Annotated in this window: 17 protein-coding genes; 12 read left to right on the plus strand and 5 right to left on the minus strand. The window is 70.5% G+C overall.

What is annotated here, in order from left to right:
- Positions 1-170 precede the first annotated feature (170 nt).
- The 3 genes from BKK79_RS22950 to BKK79_RS22960 all read right to left on the minus strand — a co-directional run bounded on the left by BKK79_RS22950 (position 171) and on the right by BKK79_RS22960 (position 3,053).
- A complete protein-coding gene (locus BKK79_RS22950; RefSeq protein ID WP_071018396.1) occupies positions 171-1,142 on the minus strand; it encodes a tripartite tricarboxylate transporter substrate binding protein in 972 nt (323 codons plus the stop codon).
- 119 nt (positions 1,143-1,261) lie between these two features.
- Complete coding sequence (locus BKK79_RS22955) at positions 1,262-2,074, minus strand: SDR family oxidoreductase (protein WP_071038895.1); 813 nt, start codon at positions 2,072-2,074, stop codon at positions 1,262-1,264.
- 85 nt (positions 2,075-2,159) lie between these two features.
- Entirely contained in the window at positions 2,160-3,053 is an 894-nt protein-coding gene (locus tag BKK79_RS22960) for an IclR family transcriptional regulator (RefSeq protein ID WP_071018393.1), read from the minus strand.
- 382 nt (positions 3,054-3,435) lie between these two features.
- Here BKK79_RS22960 and BKK79_RS22965 point away from each other — a divergent pair, with 382 nt between their 5' ends.
- From BKK79_RS22965 to BKK79_RS22985, 5 genes are all read left to right on the plus strand, one after another.
- Complete coding sequence (locus BKK79_RS22965; protein ID WP_071038896.1) at positions 3,436-4,299, plus strand: branched-chain amino acid ABC transporter permease; 864 nt, start codon at positions 3,436-3,438, stop codon at positions 4,297-4,299.
- Positions 4,300-4,312: 13 nt separating this feature from the next.
- Positions 4,313-5,338, plus strand: a complete 1,026-nt coding sequence (locus BKK79_RS22970) for a branched-chain amino acid ABC transporter permease (protein ID WP_071018390.1) — start codon at positions 4,313-4,315, stop codon at positions 5,336-5,338.
- Positions 5,331-6,095, plus strand: a complete 765-nt coding sequence (locus BKK79_RS22975) for an ABC transporter ATP-binding protein (RefSeq protein ID WP_071018388.1) — start codon at positions 5,331-5,333, stop codon at positions 6,093-6,095. Before BKK79_RS22970 ends, BKK79_RS22975 begins: the two co-directional genes overlap by 8 nt.
- Positions 6,082-6,789: an ABC transporter ATP-binding protein gene (locus tag BKK79_RS22980; protein WP_071018386.1), complete on the plus strand. Its 708-nt coding sequence runs from the start codon at positions 6,082-6,084 to the stop codon at positions 6,787-6,789. Before BKK79_RS22975 ends, BKK79_RS22980 begins: the two co-directional genes overlap by 14 nt.
- Before the next feature lie 210 nt (positions 6,790-6,999).
- Positions 7,000-8,172, plus strand: a complete 1,173-nt coding sequence (locus BKK79_RS22985) for an ABC transporter substrate-binding protein (protein WP_071038898.1) — start codon at positions 7,000-7,002, stop codon at positions 8,170-8,172.
- Positions 8,173-8,253: 81 nt separating this feature from the next.
- Here BKK79_RS22985 and BKK79_RS40505 read toward each other — a convergent pair whose 3' ends face one another.
- The gene (locus tag BKK79_RS40505) at positions 8,254-10,926 is read right to left on the minus strand and encodes a DUF6600 domain-containing protein (RefSeq protein WP_157128506.1); all 2,673 of its coding nucleotides are present in this window, start codon (positions 10,924-10,926) and stop codon (positions 8,254-8,256) included.
- 261 nt (positions 10,927-11,187) lie between these two features.
- Positions 11,188-12,513, minus strand: coding sequence for a putative bifunctional diguanylate cyclase/phosphodiesterase (locus BKK79_RS22995; protein ID WP_071038902.1), 1,326 nt, complete (start codon positions 12,511-12,513; stop codon positions 11,188-11,190).
- Between the two features lie 288 nt (positions 12,514-12,801).
- Here BKK79_RS22995 and BKK79_RS23000 point away from each other — a divergent pair, with 288 nt between their 5' ends.
- From BKK79_RS23000 to BKK79_RS23030, 7 genes are all read left to right on the plus strand, one after another.
- Positions 12,802-14,421 carry a methyl-accepting chemotaxis protein gene (locus BKK79_RS23000; RefSeq protein ID WP_071018379.1) on the plus strand — a complete coding sequence of 540 codons (1,620 nt, stop codon included), beginning with the start codon at positions 12,802-12,804 and terminating at the stop codon, positions 14,419-14,421.
- A 17-nt stretch (positions 14,422-14,438) separates the two neighbouring features.
- Entirely contained in the window at positions 14,439-14,906 is a 468-nt protein-coding gene (locus BKK79_RS23005; RefSeq protein WP_071018378.1) for a chemotaxis protein CheW, read from the plus strand.
- Positions 14,903-16,207 (plus strand): CheR family methyltransferase, encoded by a 1,305-nt coding sequence (locus BKK79_RS23010; RefSeq protein ID WP_335582936.1) that lies wholly within the window; start codon positions 14,903-14,905, stop codon positions 16,205-16,207. Before BKK79_RS23005 ends, BKK79_RS23010 begins: the two co-directional genes overlap by 4 nt.
- Positions 16,200-16,895: a chemotaxis protein CheW gene (locus BKK79_RS23015; RefSeq protein WP_071040312.1), complete on the plus strand. Its 696-nt coding sequence runs from the start codon at positions 16,200-16,202 to the stop codon at positions 16,893-16,895. Before BKK79_RS23010 ends, BKK79_RS23015 begins: the two co-directional genes overlap by 8 nt.
- Entirely contained in the window at positions 16,892-19,279 is a 2,388-nt protein-coding gene (locus BKK79_RS23020) for a hybrid sensor histidine kinase/response regulator (RefSeq protein ID WP_071038903.1), read from the plus strand. Before BKK79_RS23015 ends, BKK79_RS23020 begins: the two co-directional genes overlap by 4 nt.
- Entirely contained in the window at positions 19,279-20,310 is a 1,032-nt protein-coding gene (locus BKK79_RS23025) for a chemotaxis response regulator protein-glutamate methylesterase (protein WP_071022191.1), read from the plus strand. The genes BKK79_RS23020 and BKK79_RS23025 overlap by 1 nt, the downstream gene beginning before the upstream one ends.
- 65 nt (positions 20,311-20,375) lie before the next feature.
- Positions 20,376-21,386: a response regulator gene (locus BKK79_RS23030; RefSeq protein WP_197524048.1), complete on the plus strand. Its 1,011-nt coding sequence runs from the start codon at positions 20,376-20,378 to the stop codon at positions 21,384-21,386.
- The last annotated feature ends 153 nt before the right edge of the window (positions 21,387-21,539 follow it).

Below are 21,539 nucleotides of genomic sequence, written 5' to 3' on the forward strand. Positions count from 1 at the left end.
GTGTCTTGGCGCCCTCTCCCCGCACGAAGAGAGGGCGGGGGAGAGGGGTGGTTTAGCAAGGCGCCACGCAAAACGAAGCCGTCGGTGTGATCCAGCACATGAGCACAAAAGCGAAGCCGTCGGTGTGATTCCCGCCACCGCGGCACCGAAAGCGCCCGCACCCCCACCACTCAATCCGCCTTCGCTCCCGAAGCCTTGATCACCTTGGCCCACTTGGCGATCTCACTGCGCTGGAAGGTGGCCAGCCGCTCCGGCGAGCCGAGCATCGGTTCCAGCCCCAGCGTCTTCATCTTGGCCTGCACGTCCGGCAGGCTGTAGACGCGGTTGGCCTCCGCATTGAGCTTGTCCTGCAGTTCCTTGGGCAGGTGCGCGGGCGCGAAGATGGCGAACCAGGAATCGGCATCGAAGCCCGGCAGGCCCTGCTCGGCCAGCGTGGGGATGTCGGGCGCCGAGGGCGAGCGCTTGAGGCTGGTCACGCCCAGCGCGCGCAGCTTGCCTTCGCGCACCACCGGCAACGCCGACGGCAGGTTGTCGAACATCATGCTGATGTGGCCGCCGAGCAGGTCGGGCAAGGCCATCGCGCGGCCCTTGTAGGGGACGTGGGTCAGCTTGACGCCGGCCAGGGTATTGAACATCTCCCCGGCCACATGCGGCGAGGTACCGACCCCGGGCGTGCCGAAGGTCAGCGCGCCCGGCCGGGTCTTGGCCAGCGCGATCAGCTCGGCCACGTCCTTGGCCGGCACCGAGGGATTGACCACCAGCACGTTGGGCGTGGACGCCACCAGGATGATGGGGGTGAAGTCCTTGACCATGTCATACGGCATCTTGCTGTAGAGCGAGCCGTTGATCGAGTGCGTGCCGACCGTGCCCAGCACCAGCGTATAGCCGTCGGCAGGCGAACGCGCGGCCGCTTCGGCGCCGATATTGCCGCCCGCGCCGGGCTTGTTGTCGACCACCACCGGCTGGCCGAGCGCCGACTTCTCGGCGAACAGGCGGGCCAGGATATCGGGCGCGCCGCCGCCGGGGAAGGTCACCACCATCCGGATAGGCTTGCTCGGGTAGGTGTCGGCGTGCGCCGGAGCGGCGGCCACGACGGCAAGGGCGGCGGCGGCGAGGGCCGTGCGCCAGGACTGGATTCGCATGCTGTTGTCTCCTGCAGGCCCGCTTCTGCCGGGGGCCTTGCCAAGTTGGCTTCGGTTCGTGAGAGGGCGTGGCGCGGCCCGCCCGGGCCGCGCCACGTCCGCGCGGGGAGCCGGCCCCGTCAGACGGGCAGGTTGCCGAACTCCTGCATCACTTTATCGTGCAGGCGGCGCATGCCCTTGAGCCAGCGGTCGTAGTCCTGGCCCTTGCGGCGGTAGTACTCCAGTACTTCGGGGTGGGGCAGGACCAGGAAGCGCTCGTCGGCGATGCCCTCCAGCGTGACCGCGGCGACATGCTCCGGCGTGACCGAGCCATCCTGCAGGAAGCCCTTGCGCTCGCCCTTTTCGCCATACAGCATCTTGGTCTGCACGCCCTGCGGGCAGATGCAGCTGACCTTGATGCCGCGGTCGCCGTAGGTGATCGACAGCCACTCGGCAAAGCCGATGGCGGCGTGCTTGGTGACCGCATAGGGCGCCGAGCCGATCTGCGACAGCAGGCCGGCCGCCGACACGGTGTTGACGAAATAGCCGTCGCCACGCGCCAGCATCTGCGGCAGCACCGCGCGTGCCGCATGGATGTGGGCCATCACGTTGATCTCCCAGATGCGCTGCCATTCCTCCGCGCTGGCGTCGAGCGCCTTGCGCAGGATGATGCCGGCGTTCGAGCAGAACACGTCGACCTGCCCGAAGCGGCGGGTCGCCTCGTCGGCCAGCGCCTGCACCGCGGCGGCATCGGCCACGTCGGTACGGCGGGCGAAGACCTCGCAGCCCGGCGCCTCGGCGGCCGCGGCTGCGGCGACCTGCTCGGCGCCGTCGGCGTCGATGTCGGCCACGGCCACGCCGCGCGCGCCGGCGCGGGCGAAGGCCTGCACCAGCGCGCGGCCGATGCCGGTGGCACCGCCGGTCACGACTACCGTCTTGTTGCGGATATCCATCTCATGTCTCCTGTTGCTGTGTTGTTGCCGTGTTGTTGCTGTGTTGTTGCTGTGTTGGGGAATGGGCAGGATGAAGGGGTACGGATCAGGGCAGGCGCTCCTCCGTGCTGTCGCCGCCCTGCCAGAGCCGGTGCTGGATCGCATCGGCCAGCGCGCGCACGCGCGGACCGAGGTTCGCTTCCAGGATCTCGGGCGGCAGCCGTTCGGCCGCGCCGCCGATATTGATGGCCAGCACCTCGGCGCCGCCCTGCAGCCGCACCGGCGCGGCCGCGCCGGCGACGCTGCGCTCCCACTCGGCGTGGGCGAGGCAGAAACCGTGCCGCGCGTAGTCGCGCAGCGCACGCTCCAGGCGGCTGCGCACGCCCGGCCAGCGCGGGCCGTAGTGCCGCTCCAGCGTGGCCAGCACCGGCTGTCGGCGCGCCGGCGGCAGGCCGGCCAGCCAGGCGCGCCCGATCGCCGAGGTGGCCATCGGCAGGCGCGAGCCGGGCGTCAGGCGCTTGACCAGCGCGCCGCGCGGCTGGCAGGCCTCCAGGTAGATCATCTCGTGCCGGTCCGGCATCGCCAGCGCCACCGTGCAATCGGTGGCGAACGACAGCGACTGCATCAGCGGCCGCGCGATGTCGCGCAACCGTGAGCCGGCGATATAGCGGTGGCCCAGCACCAGCACGCCCTGGCCGAGCCGGTATTTCTCGCGCTCGGGTGCATAGACCAGATAGCCCAGCCGCGCCAGCGTGTAGCTGAGCCGGGACACCGTGGGGCGCGGCAGCCCGGTGCGGCGCGACAGCTCGGCATTACCGAGATAGTCGTCGTCGGGGCCGAAGGCACGCATCAGTTCCATGCCGCGCGCGAGCGCGGTGACGAAGCTGCGGTCCGCCTCGCCATCCTCCGCCGCTGCCGCCACCGGCGCGCCGGAAGCGGCGCCGGCAACGGGCGCCGCGCTCGCATCGGTTGACAAAGGGATCGTTATGGTGCGCTTCATGACGACAACGACAGGAAAAACGACGACCAGCGGCCTGGGCCGCCAGGGCGTGAGAACGACCTATTTCGCGCAGCGAAATACATCTCCGTATTCCTTGACTGTGCATCAGGCCGTATGCAACAGTCAATTAGAACGAACGATCGTGCGGGAATATCAGGGCTGACCTGCCTTCCACGACACGACGGGCCACGGCGCCGGTCCACGCCGCCGGGCCGCCAACTTCAGGAGACAAGAGATGCACCACACCTTATCCGCCACCGCGCCGCCACGCCGCTAGCGCTCGACGCCTTGGCGGCGCACCTGCCGCCCACCCTGCTTCGCCGCGTCCGGGCCCGCACGGCCCGTGCGTGCCTTCGTTCGCGATTCGAAAATAGGCAAGTCTGTGGCACTGTTCCTTCAGCAATTCCTCAATGGCCTGACGCTCGGCGGCGTCTACAGCCTGGTGGCGCTGGGCCTGACCCTGGTCTACGGCATCCTGCATGTTCCCAACTTCGCGCACGGCGCCTTCTACATGGCCGGCGCCTACGTGTCCTATTACGCCATGACGGCGCTCGGCTGGAACTACTGGCTGGCCATGGCGGGCGCGGCGCTGGCCGTGGCGCTGCTGTCGATGCTGGCCGACCGGCTGGTGTTCCATCCGCTGCGCAATGCGCCGGAGCTGCACGACATGATCGCCGCGATCGGCATCATGCTGTTCCTCGAGGCCGGCGCGCAGGCGCTGTGGGGCGCCGACTTCCAGCGCATGCCCACGCCCTACGGCCAGCTCGTCGACCTGTTCGGCCTGACCGCGCCGGCACAGCGCCTGCTGATCATCGTGGCGGCCTTCGCGCTGATGGTGCTGCTGCACCTGTTCCTGACCCGCACCGTGACCGGCGCCACCATCATGGCGATGGCGCAGAACCGCGAGGGCGCGGCGCTGGTCGGCATCGACGCCACCCGGGTGACGCTGCTGGTGTTCGCCATCTCGGGTGCGCTGGCGGCCGTCGCGGCCACGCTGTACGCGCCCATCAACCTGGTCTACCCGAGCATGGGCAACCTCGTCATCACCAAGGCCTTCGTCATCATCATCCTCGGCGGCATGGGCAGTTTCCCGGGCGCCATCGCCGGCGGCCTGATCATCGGCATGGCCGAGAGCTTCGGCGGCTTCTACGTGTCGACCGATTACAAGGACATCATCGCCTTCGTGCTGCTGGTGGCCATCCTGTCGGTGCGCCCGCAGGGCCTGTTCGCCGCCAAGACCGCATAAGGAGCCGGAAGCCATGAACGCATTGCAAGGCAAGACGGGCTGGGCGCTGCTGCTGGCACTGGCGGTGGCCTTTCCGCTGGTCGCCTCCAACAGTTACTTCCACACCGTGATGACGCTGGCCTACATCTACGCCATCGCCACCCTCGGCCTGAACCTGATCACCGGCTACACCGGCCAGCTCAACCTGGCGCATGGCGGCTTCATGGCCATCGGCGCCTACACGCTGGGCATCCTCACGGTCGACCACCAGGTGCCGTTCTGGACCGCGTTCGCGCTGTCCGGCGTGGTCTGCATGGTCATCGGCTACTTCGTCGGCCTGGTGTCGCTGCGGCTGCGCGGGCACTACTTCTCGATCTTCACGCTGTGCGTCGGCTACATCATCTACCTGCTGATCGAGAAGTGGGAAAGCCTGACGCACGGCACCGTGGGCCTGATCGGCATCCCGGTGCCGGCGGCCATCGGGCCACTGCAGTTCGACAGCGTGCTGGCGCAGTACTACCTGGTGCTGGCCTTCCTGGTGCTGGGCACCTGGCTGATGCACCGCATCGTCAGCTCGCTGCTGGGACGCAGCTTCCTGGCCGTGCGCAACAGCGAGGCGCTGGCCGAAGCGCTGGGCGTCAACCTGATGCGCACCAAGGTGCTGTCCTTCGTGCTGTCGGTCGGCTATGCGGGCTTCGCCGGCGCGCTGTATGCGGGCCAGGTGCGCTTCCTCGGCCCGGACATCGCCCGCACCGACCTCACCTTCGACATGGTGATGGCCATGCTGGTGGGCGGCACCGGCACCTTGCTGGGACCGCTGCTGGGCTCGGTGCTGGTGCCGTGGGTGACGCAGACGCTGCAGTTCCTGCAGGACTACCGCATGCTGGTGTTCGGCCCGGTGCTGATCCTGCTGATCATCTTCGTCCCGGACGGCATCGTCGGCTCCTGGCTCAAGCGCCAGGCGCGCCGCGAGGCCGCGATGCGCCGCACCGCACGGCAACCGGGCACGGCCCAGGCCGCCCGCGCCGCCAGCCCCACCGCCGGAGCCGACCATGCTTGAGATCCGCAACCTGACCAAGAAATTCGGCGGCCTGACCGCCGTGCACGATGTGTCGGTCAAATTCGAGGCCGGCCACATCAATGCCATCATCGGCCCCAACGGCGCCGGCAAGACCACCTTCTTCAACCTGATCGCCGGCACGCATGCGCCCAGCTCGGGCCAGATCCTGCTGCGCGGCAGGGACGTGGCCGGCCTGCGCGCCGACCAGATCGCGCGCCTGGGCGTGGCCCGCACCTTCCAGGCCACGCACCTGTTCGACCGCGCCTCCGTGCTGGACAACCTGATCGTGGGCCACCGGCTGCGCACGCGCTCCGGACTGGCCGACGTCATCTTCAACACGCGCCGCCTGCGCGAGGAAGAGCGACTGTGCCGCGCCAAGGCCGAGGAGGCACTCGACTTCGTCGGGCTCTCCCACCTGGCGCACGAAGTGGCGGCGGACATCACGCAGGAACAGCGCAAGCGCGTCGCCTTTGCGCTGGCGCTGGCCACCGACCCGGAACTGCTGCTGCTCGACGAACCAGCCGGCGGCGTCAATCCGGAGGAGACCGTGGGCCTGGCCGAACTGATCCGCAAGATGGTGCGCCATGGCAAGACCGTCTGCCTGATCGAACACAAGATGGACATGATCATGCGCATGGCCGACAAGATCATGGTGCTGAACTACGGCGAGAAGATCGCCGAGGGAACGCCCGCGCAGATCCAGCAGGATCCGCTCGTCATCGAGGCCTACCTGGGAGCCGACCATGTTGCAGCTTGAGCGCGTCTCGCTTTCCTACGGCAGCTTCCGCGCCCTCGACAACATCAACCTGCACGCCGGCGCCGGCGAGCTGGTGGTGCTGCTGGGCGCCAACGGCGCCGGCAAGAGCTCGATCTTCCTGGCCCTGAGCGGCATCCACCGCACCAGCGGCGGCAGCATGCGCTTCGACGGCCGCGAACTCGGCGGCATGAAGCCGTCGCAGATCGTGCAGGCCGGCCTGGTGCACTGCCCCGAGGGACGCAAGCTGTTCCCCGCCATGAGCGTGGAGAAGAACCTGGTGCTGGGCGCCTACGTGCACCGCGGCGACCGCGCCGGCAGCCAGCGCACGCTGGAAGAGGTCTACCAGATGTTCCCCATCCTGCGCGAGAAGCGTCACCAGGCCGCCGGCTCGCTGTCCGGCGGGCAGCAGCAGATGGTGGCGCTGGGCCGCGCGCTGATGGGCCGCCCGCGCGCGCTGCTGCTCGACGAGCCCTCGCTCGGCCTGGCGCCGCTGGTGGTCAAGCAGATGTTCGAGGTGATCCAGCGCATCAACCGCGCCGGCACCACGGTGCTGCTGGCCGAGCAGAACGCCTACGCGGCACTGGGCATCGCGCACCGTGCCTACGTGATCGAAGGCGGGCGCATCGTCATGGAAGGCGACCGCGACACCCTGCTCAAGGACGAAGGCATCCGCAAGGCGTACATCGGCGGGTGAGCGATGCAAGCGGGCCGAGGGTGTCATCCTCGCAGCCCCGACCAGCGGGCGCCGGCCCTCTCCCCCGGCCCCTCTCCCGCAAGCGGTAGAGGGGAGCACACCGGCAGCACTCCACGGACCCGGCTACCCGCCCTGCTCCCTGGGCACAGCAACACGATGAACAAGCAAGCCATACCCGAGCAATACGCAACGACAACAGGAGACAGCCTCATGCAGCAAAAGACGATCCGCCGCATCTTCCCGCTGGCCGCCACCGCCATGGCCGCCCTGCTCGCCTCGGGCGCCGCGCTGGCGCAGGAAGTGGTCAAGCTGGGTTACACGGGCCCGCTTTCCGGCGGCGCCGCCCTGTACGGCAAGAACGTGCTGTCCGGTATCCAGATGGCCGTGGACGAGATCAACGCCAAGGGCCTGGAGGTGGGCGGCAAGAAGGTCAAGCTCGAGGTGGTGTCGCTGGACGACAAGTACTCGCCGGCGGACGCCGCCATCAACGCGCGCCGGCTGGTGCAGCAGTACAAGACGCCTGCCGTGTTCGTACCGCACTCGGGCGGCATCTTCGCGCTGCAGGCTTTCAACGAGCAGGAGAAGTTCCTGGTGATGGCCTACTCCAGCGTGCCGCGCATCACCGACGTGGGCAACAAGCTGACCATCCGCATCCCGCCGGCCTATACCGGCTATATCGAGCCGTTCATCAAGGCGGAGATGAAGCGCTTCGGCAAGAACGTCGCGCTGGCGCCGGCCGACCACGACTACGCCAAGGCCTGGGTGCAGGCCTTCGTGCCGGCGTGGGAGGCCGCGGGCGGCAAGGTGGTGGCCAACAATCCGATGTCCTATACCAAGGCCACCGACTTCTACAGCGGCGTGTCGCGCGTGCTGGCCGACAAACCCGACGTGATGTTCGTCGGCGGCCCTTCCGAGCCCACCGCGCTGGTGGTCAAGCAGGCGCGTGAGCTGGGTTTCAAGGGCGGCTTCATCGTGATGGACCAGGCCAAGCTCGACGAGATGGCCAAGGTCACCAACGGCCTGGCCATGCTGGAAGGCTCGATCGGCGTGCTGCCGCTGGTCAACGATGCGCGTCCTGCGGCGCAGGCATTCAACGGCCGCTACAAGAAGCTGCATGACGGCAAGGATGCCACCACCGAGATGTCGTTGAACTACACCATGGTGTACGCACTGGCCGGCGCCATGAAGCTGGCCGGCACCACCTCGGACGCCACGGCCATCCGCGCCAAGCTGCCCGATGCGGTGAAGACCATGGCCAAGGAGGCCAACCCCAACGAGGTGGAGGGCATCGACGCCAAGGGCGGCACGGTGGCCGACACCATCGTCGGCGTGGTGCAGGGCGGCAAGATCGCCCAGGTGCGCCTGTCCGAACTGGGCAAGTAAGCCGGCACCGCCGGAAAGCCTGCGGCGCGCGGCGGGACACTCCCGCCGTGCGCCGCTTGCCTTGGGGCCCTCCGCCCAGGACTAGCGCTGCGGTTGCTGTTGCTGCTGTTGCTGTTGCTGTTGCTGCTGCTCTCGCTGGCGCCGCTGCGCGTCCTGCTGCTGGCGCTGCTGTTCCTGCATCTGCTGCTGTTGCCGCTGTTGCTGTTGCTGCTGTTGCTGTTCCTGCATCTGCCGCTGCTGCTGGAACTGCTGGCGCTGCTGCTCGGCCTGCTGGCGCTGTTGCTCCTGCGCCTGCCGCTGCTGGTCAGCCTGGCGACGCTGCATCTCCTGCATCTGCCGCTGCTGTTCCTGCATCTGCCGTTGCTGCTGCTCCTGCATCTGGCGTTGCTGGTCTGCCTGCCGGCGCTGCTGCTCCTGCATCTGCCGCTGCTGCTCGGCCTGCTGGCGCTGCAGCTCCTGCGCCTGCCGCTGCTGGTCGGCCTGGTGGCGTTGCGCCTCCTGCTGCTGGCGCTGCTGTTCCTGCATCTGGCGCTGCTGGTCCGCCTGCTGCCGCTGCTGATCGGCCTGGTGGCGTTGCGTTTCCTGCTGCAGGCGCTGCTGCTCCTGCATCTGGCGCTGCTGGTCGGCCTGCTGCCGCTGCTGGTCGGCCTGGTGGCGTTGCGCCTCCTGCTGCAGGCGCTGCTGCTCCTGCATCTGGCGCTGCTGGTCGGCCTGCTGCCGCTGCTGGTCCGCCTGCTGCCGCTGCTGGTCCGCCTGCTGCCGCTGCTGGTCGGCCTGGTGGCGTTGCGCCTCCTGCTGCAGGCGCTGCTGCTCCTGCACCTGGCGCTGCTGGTCCACCTGCTGCCGCTGCTGGTCGGCCTGATGGCGTTGCATTTCCTGCTGCAGGCGCTGCTGCTCCTGCACCTGGCGCTGCTGGTCCACCTGCTGCCGCTGCTGGTCGGCCTGATGGCGTTGCATTTCCTGCTGCAGGCGCTGCTGCTCCTGCACCTGGCGCTGCTGGTCCGCCTGCTGCCGCTGCATCTCCTGCTGCTGGCGCTGCGGCGTCTCGAACGGTTGAGCCGGCCCCGCGCGTCCCGGCTGCGTGCCCGGCATCGGTGCGCCAGGCATGCCCGGTCCGCCGCGCGGGAACTCCTGCGATCCGCGCGCTGGCGGCACCGCCGGCGGCTGGCGCGGCGGCTGCGCGCCGATCGCCGGCACCTGGGCGCGCGGCGGCTGCCCCGCGCGGCTGAGGCGCAGGCCGGGCCCGGGTGCGGCGGACAGGGCCGGCACCGGCGCCGCGTGCAGCGCCGCGCCCGCGCCGGGCACGGTCGCTCCCTCCCTGGCGAAGCGGCCGGCCAGTTCGTCCGGCGGGCGGCGCGCCGGCGCGCGCAGTGCCACCACCGGGCGGGACCAGGCGCCGGCCGGCGGCGGTGCGTGCCGCGCCGCGGCTGCGCCGGCCAGGCTGGCCTGCACCGGCGCCAGCAGCGGCGCGCCTTGCCCCTCGCCGGCCGGCAGGTGGCGCCAGTCGCCGCGCCGGGCACCGTGTGCCACCGGGCGGCCCTGGACGAAGGCGGCAGCGCTCATCACGCTGATCGCACCGGGCACCAGCCGGTTCGGCACGGCACCGGGCGCCGGCGCGCCGAAGGGCCGCCCCCCGCCGCCGGCGACGTTCACATTGACGTTGACATTGACGCGGGCCACATAGGCCGGGCTGGCCCGGTAGACCGGACGATAGGGCTCGGCCGGCCCGAGCGGATACCAGGCGACGCCAGGCCCGGCGGCAGCAGCGGCGCCGACGAAGGCCACCAGCGCCGGCGCATAGCAGGGATGAGACACCCGCGGCCCGGGCACCCAGCCCCAGCGGTGGCCGATGAAGGCCCAGCGGCCATAGTGGAAGGGGGCGAAACCCCAAGGCTCGCTATCCACCCAGGTCCAGCCCCACGGCGCGATCCAGACCCAGTTGCCGCTGCTGTAAGGCACCCAGTCCGCCGCCACCACATTGGGGTACCAGACCGCGCCGTAGCCCTGGTCCTGCTCCCAGGCGCCGTAGGCGTCGAGTTCCTGGTAGCCCGGCATCTCCGGCGAGACATAGCGGGCCGAGCGCGAAGCGTCTTCGCGTGCATCGCGTGCCAGCGTCCAGCGGTCGAAATCGTCCTCCGGGCCATACGGCACCGGCCCGGCATCGGCGAGGTCGGTGCCGCCGAGGCGGATGCGCTCGCCGGCGGCCAGCGCCAGCGAGCGGGTGTCGCCATACAGCTCGGCGCGGCCGCGCCGTACCGTGACCATGGTGGTGGAGCCATCGGCGGCGACGTCGAGGCGGTAGTCGCCGGGTTCGGCCGGCACCAGCGCCAGGTTGGGCGTATCGATCTCGACCGACTGGCCGGCCGGCAGCGCGCGCACGCGCAACTGCAGGGTGCCCTGCGTGAGGCGCACCTGCGTCATGGTGTCGTCCAGGTTGAGCACGCCGATGGCGGTGCCGCCGCCGAGCCGCAGCGCGGTCGAGCCGATATGCAGTTCGGTGCGCCCGGCGGGATCCACCCAGAGGCTGTCGCCGGTGCTGATGGGTCGGTTGGGGCTGGCCTGCACCCAGGCATCCGAACCCGCCGGCGCCAGGCTCAGGCCACCGGACCGCTCGGTCACGGTAGCGACGCGCGCGGGAGGATCGGCCTGCTGCGCGCGTGCCGGCGCGTGGGCGGCCAGGAGCAGGGCCGTGGCCAGCATGGCCGCGCGCAAGGTCGCCTGGACAGCGCGCCGGGAAAGCGGAAGGGTATGCATGATCGGTGTGCCGGCGGGGCCCGAAGCCCGCCGTCCTGTACGGAGCCTATACCGTGGAACGCGCCGCCGCCGTTTGCGCGCACGTGATTTTGTAAGCAGATCTGTCTCCCGCCGGGCATGCCGGCGGCGTTCCGGAAAGCGGGGATTCAGAAGGAATCCAGAAGGAATCCAGAAGGAATTCGGGGGGATCCGGACGGAATTCGGAGGGGAAAGTCGGGCCGGAGCGAGCACGGGCACGCCCCGGGGCGTGCCCTGTCCGGGTCAGCCGGTCTGGCTGCGGATGTACTCGGTCAGCCGCTCCGCCGACATGGGGCGGCCATAGAGGTAGCCCTGGGCCTCGTAGCAGCCGTTGGCGAGCAGGAAGTCGCGCTGCTCGGTGGTCTCCACCCCTTCGGCCACCACGCCGATGCGCAGGCTGGCGCCGACGTCGATCAGCGAATGGACGATGGCGGCGTCCACGGGGTCCTGCGTGACGTTGCGGATGAAGCTCTGGTCGATCTTGAGCCGGTCGACCGGGAACGACTTCAGGAAGCTCAACGACGCATAGCCGGTGCCGAAGTCGTCGCAGGTCAGGGTCACGCCGTCGCGCCGCAGCGCCTGCAGCTGGTCGGAGATCTCGTCGCCCTGCTGCAGGGCGATGGTCTCGGTGATCTCCAGTTCCAGCCGCTCGGGCGCCAGCTGCAGCTCGCGCAGGACGTGGCGCACCTCGGTCAGCAGCCGGCTCTCGGCCAGCTGTGCGGCGAACAGGTTGATGGCCACGCGTGGCGCATTGGCGAAACCCAGCGTCCACACCCGGGCCTGGGCGCAGGCGGTATGCAGCAGCCACATGCCGACATCGCCGGCGACGTTGCTGGCGGCCAGCGCGTCGATGAAGCTGGCCGGCTGCAGCAGGCCCAGGGTCGGGTGGCGCCAGCGCATCAGCGCCTCGGCGCCGACCACGCGCCCGTCGCGCAGGTCGACCTGGGGCTGGTAGAGCAGTTCGAACTGGCGCTGCGCATAGGCTTCGCGCAAGGCCTGCACCAGCGACAGGCGCGTCGCCACGTCGGTGCGCATCTGCGGCTTGAAGAAACGGATGGTGCGGCCGCCGTCCCGCTTGGCCCGGCCGAGCGCCAGGCTGGCCGAGGCCAGCACCTCGGACACGTCGTTGCCGGCGGCGGGTACCACGCAGGCGCCGACGCTGGCCAGCACATGGTGGCGGCGGCCCTCGACCTCATGGAATTCGGACAGCAGGGACAGGATGGCGGCGCTGATATGGCGCACCAGGGTCGGGTCGGAGATCGAGGGCAGCAGCACGCCGAACTCGTCGCCGCCCACGCGGCCCAGCTCGGCGTCGCGCGGCGAGGCATCGCGCAGGCGGCGCGCCACCTGGCGCAGGATGGCATCCCCCTCGCCGAAGCCGTGCATGTCGTTGAAGGCGCGGAAGTCGTCGATGCCGATCAGCAGCAATGCGCAGCGGGGCACCGCCTCCTGTGTCAGGCGTGCCTCCAGCCGCTTCAAGAATGCCTGGCGCGAGGGTATCCCCGTGAGCGGATCCACGTCCGCATCCGGCGAGGCACCGGTCGCCTTGGCCTCCGACCTGGCCACCATTCCAGCCTTGTAGGTGATTATCGACATCGTTCGGATCTAGCTATTTGGCTAGTGTGACGAAAACTTGGAAAAAATCAAGCGCCCCGCATCGCTTTTGCTGCGGCGCAATAGTACAAGCCGCCATCCCGTCGCCGGCATTGAAATGGCCTGGACGTTACAGTACCCTACGCCGCACAACTGCGCCGGCGGCCCGGCCGCGCCCGACCCAAGCCCGCCCGCGGCCAGGCCGCCGGCGGGCTGTCGCCGTCCCGCCCGACGCAGAACCAAGCCGCTACCGGAAACCGCACCGTGAACCACTGGACCATCCGTACCCGCATCCTGGCCAGCTTCTCCTTCATCCTGCTGGTGATGCTGCTGATGAGCGTCGTCGCCTACAACCGCCTCACCGCCATCGACCACGAGGCGGTACAGATGCAGCGCGACGCGCTGCCGGGGCTGAACTACAGTACCGGCCTGCGCGGCGTCTGGGGCGAACTCTACGTGCTCGGCTGGGAAACCGTGAGCGCGGCCAGCGACAGCCAGCGCCAGCAGTTCCAGGAGCAGACGCGCGACGCCCTGCAGCGCCTGGACAAGCTGCAGCAGCAGTACGAATCGACCATGTTCCGCGACGACGACCGCGCCCGCTTCGCCGCCTATACGGCGGCACGGGCGCGCTATGAGGAGGCCGCGCGCGCCTTTGCCACGCCCGACGCGTGGAAGGGCGCGGCCCCGGCCGAGGCGGCGCTGCGCGGGCCGGCGCACGAGCGCTGGACCGAGGCGCGCAAGGTGGTGCAGGAGATGGTCGACGACAACAACGCGGTCGCCAACCGCGCCTCCGGCGCCATCGTCGGCGCGGTCGATGCGGCCAAGACCAGCATCGAGGTCGCGCTGGTGGTGGCGGTGCTGGCCGCCATCGTCTGCGGCTACCTGCTGCTGCGCGCCATCACGGTGCCGATGCAGTCCATCGTCTCGCTGCTGGGGGGCATCCGCGGCGGCGACCTGCGCCTGCGCATGGCGCTGCGGCGCCATGACGAGTTCCTCGCCGTCGAGGAGGGCTTCAACCAGATGTCGGGCGAGCTGACCGGCCTGGTCAGCCAGGCCCAGCGTTCGGCCATCCAGGTCACCACCTCGGTCAACGAGATCGCCGCCACCGCGCGCCAGCAGCAGGCGACGGCGACGGAAACCGCCGCCACCACCACCGAGATCGGCGCCACCTCGCGCGAGATCTCCGCCACCTCGCGCGACCTGGTACGCACCATGTCCGAGGTGTCCGGCGCCGCCGAGCAGACCGCCGGCCTGGCCGGCACTGGCCAGGCCGGCCTGTCGCGCATGGAGGCCACCATGCAGCACGTGATGGACGCGGCCGGCTCGGTCAACGCCAAGCTGGCCACACTCAACGAGAAGGCCGGCAACATCAACCAGATGGTGACCACCATCGCCAAGGTCGCCGACCAGACCAACCTGCTGTCGCTGAACGCCGCCATCGAGGCCGAGAAGGCCGGCGAATACGGCCGCGGCTTCTCGGTGGTCGCCACCGAGATCCGGCGCCTGGCCGACCAGACCGCGGTGGCTACCTACGATATCGAGCAGATGGTGCGCGAGATCCAGTCGGCGGTGGCGGCCGGCGTGATGGGCATGGACAAGTTCTCCGAAGAAGTCCGGCGCGGCATGTCGGAAGTGACCCAGGTTGGCGACCAGCTGTCGCAGATCATCGGCCAGGTGCAGTCGCTGGCGCCGCGCGTGCAGATGGTCAGTGAAGGCATGCAGGCCCAGGCCAACGGCGCCGAGCAGATCAACCAGGCGCTGATGCAGCTGTCCGAAGCCGCGCAGCAGACCGTGGAATCGCTGCGCCAGTCGGGCCAGGCCATCGACGAGTTGACACTGGTGTCCAACGAACTGCGCGCCGGCGTCTCGCGCTTCAAGGTGTAAGCCCCGCCGAGGCCGCCATGAAGCTCTTCCTGCTGTTCGGCATCGGCGCCGACCGCTATGCACTCGATGCCGGCGAGGTGATCGAGGTGCTGCCGCTGACGGCGCTCAAGCAGATCCCCGGCGCGCCCGCCTGGGTCAGCGGTCTGCTGACGCACCGCGGCGGCCCGGTGCCGGTGATCGACCTGAGCGCGCTCGCCACCGGCGCGCCGGCGGCCGCGCGCACCAGCACGCGCACGGTGCTGGTGCACTACCGCCGCGCGGGCGAGACGCAGGTGCATTGCCTGGGCCTGCGCCTGGAACGCGCCACCGAGACCCTGCGCTGCGATCCCGCCGAGTTCGTCGACGGCGGCATCGCCGCGGGCGAAGCGCGCTACCTGGGCCCGGTCCGGGCCGATGCGGGCGGGCTGGTGCAATGGGTCCGGGTCGACGCGCTGCTGCCTGCGGCCGTCCACGCCCTACTGTTCGCGGCGGCGGAGGCATCATGAACCGCCTCGCCCCCATGAGCCCGCCGGCCCAGATCGCGGCGCTGCTCAAGCAGCGCACCGGGCTGGATGCCGAAGCCCTCGGGCCCGGCGCCATCGCGCGCGCCGTGCAACAGCGCCTGGATGCCATCAATGAAACCGATCACCAGGCCTACTGGCTCAGGCTGCACGGCGAAACGGAAGAGTTCCAGGCACTGATCGAGGCCGTCGTGGTGCCCGAGACCTGGTTCTTCCGCCATCGCGAAGCGTTGCACGCGCTCAGCCGCTTCGCCGTGCAGCGGCTGCGCGGCATCGATCGTCCGCTGCGCCTGCTCAGCCTGCCCTGCTCCACCGGCGAGGAGCCCTATTCGATCGTCATGGCGCTGCTCGACAGCGGCGTTCCCGCCCACCGCTTCCAGGTCGAAGCCGTCGACATCAGCGCGCTGGCGCTCGAGCACGCGCGCGGCGGCCGCTATCGCGACCATGCCTTCCGCAGCGGACCGCTGGACTTCCGCGACCGCTATTTCCGCCGCGCGGCGGGCAGCTACCAGCTGGACGAGCGCGTACGGGCCCGCGTGCGGCTGCGCCGCGGCAACCTGCTGGAGCCCGGCCTGCTCGACGGCGAGGCACCGTTCGACTTCGTCTTCTGCCGCAACCTGCTGATCTACTTCGACCCCGCCACCCAGCGCCAGGCCGTGGCCGCGCTGGCACGCCTGACGCATCCGGACGGCATGGTCTTCGTCGGCCCGGCCGAGGCCAGCCTGATGACCGCACGCGGCTTCCACTCGGCCAAGGTGCCGCTGGCCTTTGCCTTCCACCCGCCCGGCCATGCCGCCGCGCAGGCGCCGGCCGTGGCGTCGCGGCCAGCGCCGATGCCGGTGCCGCCACGCCCGCCGGCACGCCAGGCCGCCCCCCTGGCGCGCCGGATCCAGCCTGCGCCGCGCGCCGCCGACACCTCCGCCTCCCCTCCGGTCCACCCGCCCTCCGGCAGCGCCACCGATGCCGGCAGCGCGCAAGCGCTGGCCCGCATCGCAGCGATGGCCGACGGCGGCGCACTGGAAGCCGCGACGCGGGCCTGCGAGGATTGGCTGCGCGCCCACGGCGACAACGCCGATGCCCACTGCCTGCACGGCATCCTGCAGGATGCCGGCAGGCTGCCGGCGCTGGCGCGCGAGTCGTATCGCAAAGCCTTGTACCTCGACCCCACGCACGAGGAGGCGCTGCACCACATGGCCGCGCTGCTCGAAAGCGAAGGCGATGCGCAAGGCGCGCTGCGCCTGCGCCAGCGCGCCGAGCGCCATGCACGGGACCGACGCCATGCTTGAAGCCGGCCTGCCCTCACCTTCCGCCGAGCCTGCCATCGACGCCTGCTGGCGCCGCATCGGCGTGCGTGGCGACGGCAGCTGCGAGCGGCTTGCCGGCTTCGTCCACTGCCGTAACTGCCCGGTGTACGCGCAGGCCGCGGTCGCGCTGCTGGACACCATGGTGGCCGGTACCTCGCCGTCCGCCGGCGCGCCGGCGGGCGCGCCCCGCGCGACGCACCAGCCCGGGACGGAACACGGACCGGCGCTGTCCTGCCTGGTGTTCCGCGCCGGGCAGGAATGGCTGGCGCTGCCGGCCACCGCCCTCGGTGAGATCACCACGCCCTGTCCCATCCATTCCCTGCCCCACCGCCGCCACGCCGCCGTGCTGGGCGTGGCCGGCGTGCGCGGGCAACTGCTGGCCTGCATCAGCCTGGCCACGCTGCTGGGAGGCCAGGCCGCGGCGCAGGACGGCGCCGCGCCGGGCACGCGCGTGCTGGTGCTCGGCCAGGGCCGCGCCGCCATCGCCCTGCCGGTGGACGAAGTAGCCGGTGTGGAGCGCTTCGCGCAGGACCGCGTGCTGCCGCTGCCCACCACGCTCTCGCGCGTCGCCCTGCCCTACCTGCAGGGGGTGCTGCACAGCGGCGGACGCCACGTCGGCCTGCTGGATCCCGACCGCCTGCGCCAGGCCCTGCTGGAGATCCTCGCATGAATCCCGAGCAACTCCGCGATGCTTCGCTGCTGGAGCTGTTCGCGCTCGAAGCGGAAGCGCAGACCGCCGTGCTCAACGACGGGCTGCTGGCGCTGGAGCGCGATCCCGGGGCCGCCCGCCAGCTCGAGGCCTGCATGCGCGCCGCGCACTCGCTCAAGGGCGCGGCACGCATCGTCGGCCTGGAAGAGGCCGTGCGCGTGGCCCATGCGATGGAGGACTGCCTGGTCGCCGCCCAGCAGGGCAGCCTGCGCCTGAGCGCAGCCCACATCGACGCGCTGCTGGAGGGCACCGACCTGCTGCAGCGGATCGGCCAGCCCGGCACGGCACCGCACGAGCAGGTGTCACGCATCGAGCCCTTGCTGGCACAGCTCGAGGCGCTGCTGGCCGCGCCACAGGCGCCGGCGGCGAAGCCGTCGGCGGGCGTCCCCGCGCCGGAGGCCGTCGCTGCCGAGGCCCGCGCCTTGAGCCCAACCGTGACGGAACCGGACCTGGTAGCGGAGGCCATGGCCGCGCTATCGATGCCGGACTTCGGATCGCTATCCTCCCTGTCCGCGCCGGCCACGCCAAGCGCATCGGCCACGCCAAACGCATCGGACACGCCGACCGCGCCGGCGCCGCAGGCGGATGGCCGCGAGCGCGTGCTGCGCGTCAACGCCGAAACGCTCAACCAGCTGCTGGCCATGGCCGCCGAAGGCATGGTGGAATCGAACGGCCTGCGGCAATTCGGCGACGCCATGCAGCAGATGCGCCGCCTGCAGATGCGCGCCACGCGCGCGCTCGACACGGCCCGCGCCGGGCTGTCCACCGAAACGGCGGACCAGCGCGGCCTGGCCGCGCTGGCCGAAGCGCAGGACCTGCTGGCCGGCATGCATCGCCAGTTCGCCGAGCACCTGGCCGGCTTCGAGCAGTACGACCACCGCGCCGGTCGGCTGTCGCGCCGCTTGTACGACACGGCGCTGGCGTGCCGCATGCGGCCGCTGTCCGACGCCATCGCCGGCCACACCCGCATGGTGCGCGACCTGGGCCGGACCCTGGGCAAGCAGGTGCGGCTCGAACTGAGCGGGGCGCAGACGCAGGTGGACCGCGACATCCTGGAGCAGCTCGACGCCCCGCTGGCCCACTTGCTGCGCAACGCCGCCGATCACGGCATCGAGCCTCCTGCGCAGCGCGTGGCGCAGGGCAAGCCGGCGGAGGGATGCATCACGCTGCACGCGCGGCACAACGCCGGCCGGCTGATCATCGAGATCGCCGACGACGGCGCCGGCGTGGACCTGGAGCGCCTGCGCAGCGCCATCGTGCGGCGCGGGCTGGCGAGCGAGCAGACCGCCGGCAGGCTGTCGCAGGGTGAGCTGCTCGAATTCCTGCTGCTGCCGGGCTTCAGCATGCGCGACACCGTGTCGGAGATCTCGGGCCGCGGGGTCGGGCTGGACGCCGTGCAGGAAATGATCCGCCAGGTCCACGGCAGCCTGCGCCTGTCGCAGCGCAGCGGCGAAGGCATGCAGATCCACCTGGAGCTGCCCTTGACGCTGTCGGTGGTGCGCGCGCTGCTGGTGGAGGTCGACGGCGAAGCCTATGCCTTTCCGCTCGGGCGCGTGCAGCGGGCCACGTCGGTGCCGCGCGATGCCATCGAGCAGCTCGAGGGCCGCCAGCATTTCCACTTCCGCTTCGCGCAGCGCCAGGTCGGCCTGGTCGAGGCGGCCCAGGTGTTGCAGCGCCCCGTCGGCGCCGCCGTGCGCGATGAAGTGCCGGTGGTGGTGATCGGCGAACACGAACACACCTACGGCATCGCCGTCGACCGCCTGCTCGGCGAGCGCACGCTGGTCGTGCAACCGCTGGCCGAGGCGCTGGGCAAGATCAAGGATATCGCCGCGGGCAGCCTGACCGACGACGGCACGCCGGTGCTGATCTTCGACATCGACGACCTGCTGCGTTCGGTCGAGCGGCTGGTGGCCGAGGGCGGCGTCGCGCGCGCCCGGCAAGCCGGCACCGAAGCGGAAACCCTGCGGCGCCGGCGCGTGCTGGTGGTCGACGACTCGCTCACGGTGCGCGAGCTGGAGCGCAAGCTGCTGGCCGGGCGGGGCTATGATGTCAGGGTGGCGGTCGACGGCATGGACGGCTGGAACATGCTGCGCGCAGAGTCCTTCGACCTGGTCATCACCGACATCGACATGCCGCGCATGGACGGCATCGAGCTGGTCACCAGGATGAAGCAGGACACCACGCTGCGGCCGATCCCGGTCATGGTGGTGTCATACAAGGACCGCGAGCAGGACCGCCGCCGCGGCCTGGAGGCCGGTGCGGATTACTATCTGGCCAAGGGCAGCTTCCACGACACAGCGCTGCTGGATGCGGTGCGGGACCTGATAGGCGAGGCGCGCGCATGATGAAGATCGGTATCGTCAACGACTCACCCGCCGCCGTGGCCGCGCTGCGCCGCGCGCTCGCGCAGGATGCGTCGCTGACGCTTGCCTGGGTGGCGGCCGATGGCGCCGAGGGCGTCAGCCGGGCCGCGCGCGACACGCCCGACCTGATCCTGATGGACCTGTTGATGCCGGTCATGGACGGCGTCGAGGCCACGCGGCGCATCATGGCGGCGACTCCCTGCCCCATCGTGGTGGTCACCACCGACGTCGAGCGCAACACGCGCCTGGTCTTCGACGCCATGGGCCATGGCGCCATCGATGCGGTCGACACCCCCACCCTGGTCGAGCCCGACGCGCAGCGCGCTGCGGCTCCGCTCTTGCGCAAGATCCGCACGGTGGCGAGCCTGGTGGGCGGGCAGAGCCGGCAGCCGGCGGCCGCGCCGGAGACGCCGCGACGCTCCACCACCCAGCGCCTGGTGGCAATCGGCGCCTCGGCCGGCGGCCCGGCGGCGCTGGCCACCCTGCTGGGCGCGCTGCCGGCGGAATTCCCGGCGGCGATCGTGGTCGTACAGCACGTCGACGAGGCCTTTGCGGCCGGCATGGCAGCCTGGCTGGACGAGCAATGCCGGCTGCCGGTCAGGCTGGCGCTGGACGGCGAGGCGCCACGGCCGGGCACCGTGCTGCTGGCCGGCACCAACGACCACCTGCGGCTCACCTGCGCGACGCAGATGGTCTACACGGAGCAACCGAAAGACTGCCTCTACCGGCCGTCGATCGATGTGTTCTTCGACAGCGTGGCGACCCACTGGGCCGGCGACGCGACGGGCGTGCTGCTGACCGGCATGGGGCGGGACGGCGCGATCGGGCTGAAGGCCATGCGCGAGCGCGGCTTCCTGACCATCGCGCAGGACCAGGCGTCCAGCGCTGTCTACGGCATGCCCAAGGCCGCGGCGGCGCTCGGCGCCGCCCGCGAGATCCTGCCCCTGGAAAGGATCGCCGCGCGTCTGCAGAGCGTGGGCGGCGGGGCGATGTTCGGCAAGCAACCGGGGTAGCACGGCGGTCCCTGCCGGCCGGCGCGACGCCAGCGGGGCCCGTCCAGCGATATTGAGGAAGTGAGATGGCAACACAAGGTGAATTCGGCACCGGCGGCGGCAACCAGTACGACTACCAGGCCATGGTGTTGCTGGTCGACGACCAGGCGATGGTGGGAGAAGCGGTGCGGCGCGCTCTGGCGGGCGAGCCCGACATCGACTTCCACTACTGCGCGCAACCCGCCGAGGCCATCGGCGTGGCGGAACTGACGCGCCCCACCGTGATCCTGCAGGACCTGGTGATGCCCGGCGTGGACGGCCTGACCCTGGTCCGACGTTACCGCAACAATCCTGCCACGCGCGACATCCCCATCATCGTGCTGTCGACGAAGGAGGAGGCGCAGATGAAGAGCGCAGCCTTCTCGGCAGGCGCCAACGACTACCTGGTCAAGTTGCCTGACAGCATCGAGCTGGTGGCACGCATCCGCTACCACTCGCGCTCCTACCTGAACCTGCTGCAACGCGACGAGGCCTACCGCGCCCTGCGGCAGAGCCAGCAGCAGTTGCTGGAGATCAATCTCGAACTGCAGCGCCTGACCAATTCGGACGGTCTCACCGGCCTGTCCAACCGGCGCTACTTCGACGAGTACCTGAACGCCGAATGGCGGCGGGCGCAGCGCGAGCAGAGCCAGCTTGCGCTGCTGATGATCGACGTCGATGCCTTCAAGGCCTACAACGACACCTACGGCCACGTGGCCGGAGACGAAGTGCTGCGGCGCGTAGCCAGCGTGATCCGCGAGAACTGCGCGCGGCCGGCCGACCTGCCGGCCCGCTTCGGCGGCGAGGAATTCGCCATGATCCTGCCGGCCACCTCGCCGGGCGGCGCGCGCCTGCTCGGCGAGAAGGTGCGCCGCGCGATCGAGGCGCTGCAGGTGCCGCACGAAGGTTCGCCGACCTCGCCGTGGCTCACGGTCAGCATCGGCGGCGCGGTGATCGTGCCGGCGCCGGACCAGGTCTTCAGCCGCCTCGTCGAGCTGGCCGACACCGGCCTCTACCAGGCCAAGCGCAACGGGCGTAACCAGGTGCTGATGGCGTGAGGCGTGAGGGGCCCGGAGGTATCGGGACCGCCGGGATCCACGCCAGCCTCGGCAAGGCAGCCCCCATCCGGGGAAAATCCGCCTCGGAATGGACCGCACACTGCGCCACGGGTATTGCTTTCGCGATGCTTCCGCCGGGCATCCAGGGCACCG

It is taken from the genome of Cupriavidus sp. USMAA2-4 (assembly GCF_001854305.1).
In the GTDB taxonomy this organism is placed as follows: Bacteria; Pseudomonadota; Gammaproteobacteria; order Burkholderiales; family Burkholderiaceae; genus Cupriavidus; species Cupriavidus malaysiensis.

Bases quoted from the DNA above. Each gene is read 5' to 3' on its own strand.
- BKK79_RS22950 (WP_071018396.1), bottom strand. From the start codon at position 1,142: ATGCGAATCCAGTCCTGGCGCACGGCCCTCGCCGCCGCCGCCCTTGCC.
- BKK79_RS22955 (WP_071038895.1), bottom strand. From the start codon at position 2,074: ATGGATATCCGCAACAAGACGGTAGTCGTGACCGGCGGTGCCACCGGC.
- BKK79_RS22960 (WP_071018393.1), bottom strand. From the start codon at position 3,053: ATGAAGCGCACCATAACGATCCCTTTGTCAACCGATGCGAGCGCGGCG.
- BKK79_RS22970 (WP_071018390.1), top strand. From the start codon at position 4,313: ATGAACGCATTGCAAGGCAAGACGGGCTGGGCGCTGCTGCTGGCACTG.
- BKK79_RS22975 (WP_071018388.1), top strand. From the start codon at position 5,331: ATGCTTGAGATCCGCAACCTGACCAAGAAATTCGGCGGCCTGACCGCC.
- BKK79_RS22980 (WP_071018386.1), top strand. From the start codon at position 6,082: ATGTTGCAGCTTGAGCGCGTCTCGCTTTCCTACGGCAGCTTCCGCGCC.
- BKK79_RS22985 (WP_071038898.1), top strand. From the start codon at position 7,000: ATGCAGCAAAAGACGATCCGCCGCATCTTCCCGCTGGCCGCCACCGCC.
- BKK79_RS40505 (WP_157128506.1), bottom strand. From the start codon at position 10,926: ATGCATACCCTTCCGCTTTCCCGGCGCGCTGTCCAGGCGACCTTGCGC.
- BKK79_RS22995 (WP_071038902.1), bottom strand. From the start codon at position 12,513: ATGGTGGCCAGGTCGGAGGCCAAGGCGACCGGTGCCTCGCCGGATGCG.
- BKK79_RS23005 (WP_071018378.1), top strand. From the start codon at position 14,439: ATGAAGCTCTTCCTGCTGTTCGGCATCGGCGCCGACCGCTATGCACTC.
- BKK79_RS23010 (WP_335582936.1), top strand. From the start codon at position 14,903: ATGAACCGCCTCGCCCCCATGAGCCCGCCGGCCCAGATCGCGGCGCTG.
- BKK79_RS23015 (WP_071040312.1), top strand. From the start codon at position 16,200: ATGCTTGAAGCCGGCCTGCCCTCACCTTCCGCCGAGCCTGCCATCGAC.
- BKK79_RS23020 (WP_071038903.1), top strand. From the start codon at position 16,892: ATGAATCCCGAGCAACTCCGCGATGCTTCGCTGCTGGAGCTGTTCGCG.
- BKK79_RS23025 (WP_071022191.1), top strand. From the start codon at position 19,279: ATGAAGATCGGTATCGTCAACGACTCACCCGCCGCCGTGGCCGCGCTG.
- BKK79_RS23030 (WP_197524048.1), top strand. From the start codon at position 20,376: ATGGCAACACAAGGTGAATTCGGCACCGGCGGCGGCAACCAGTACGAC.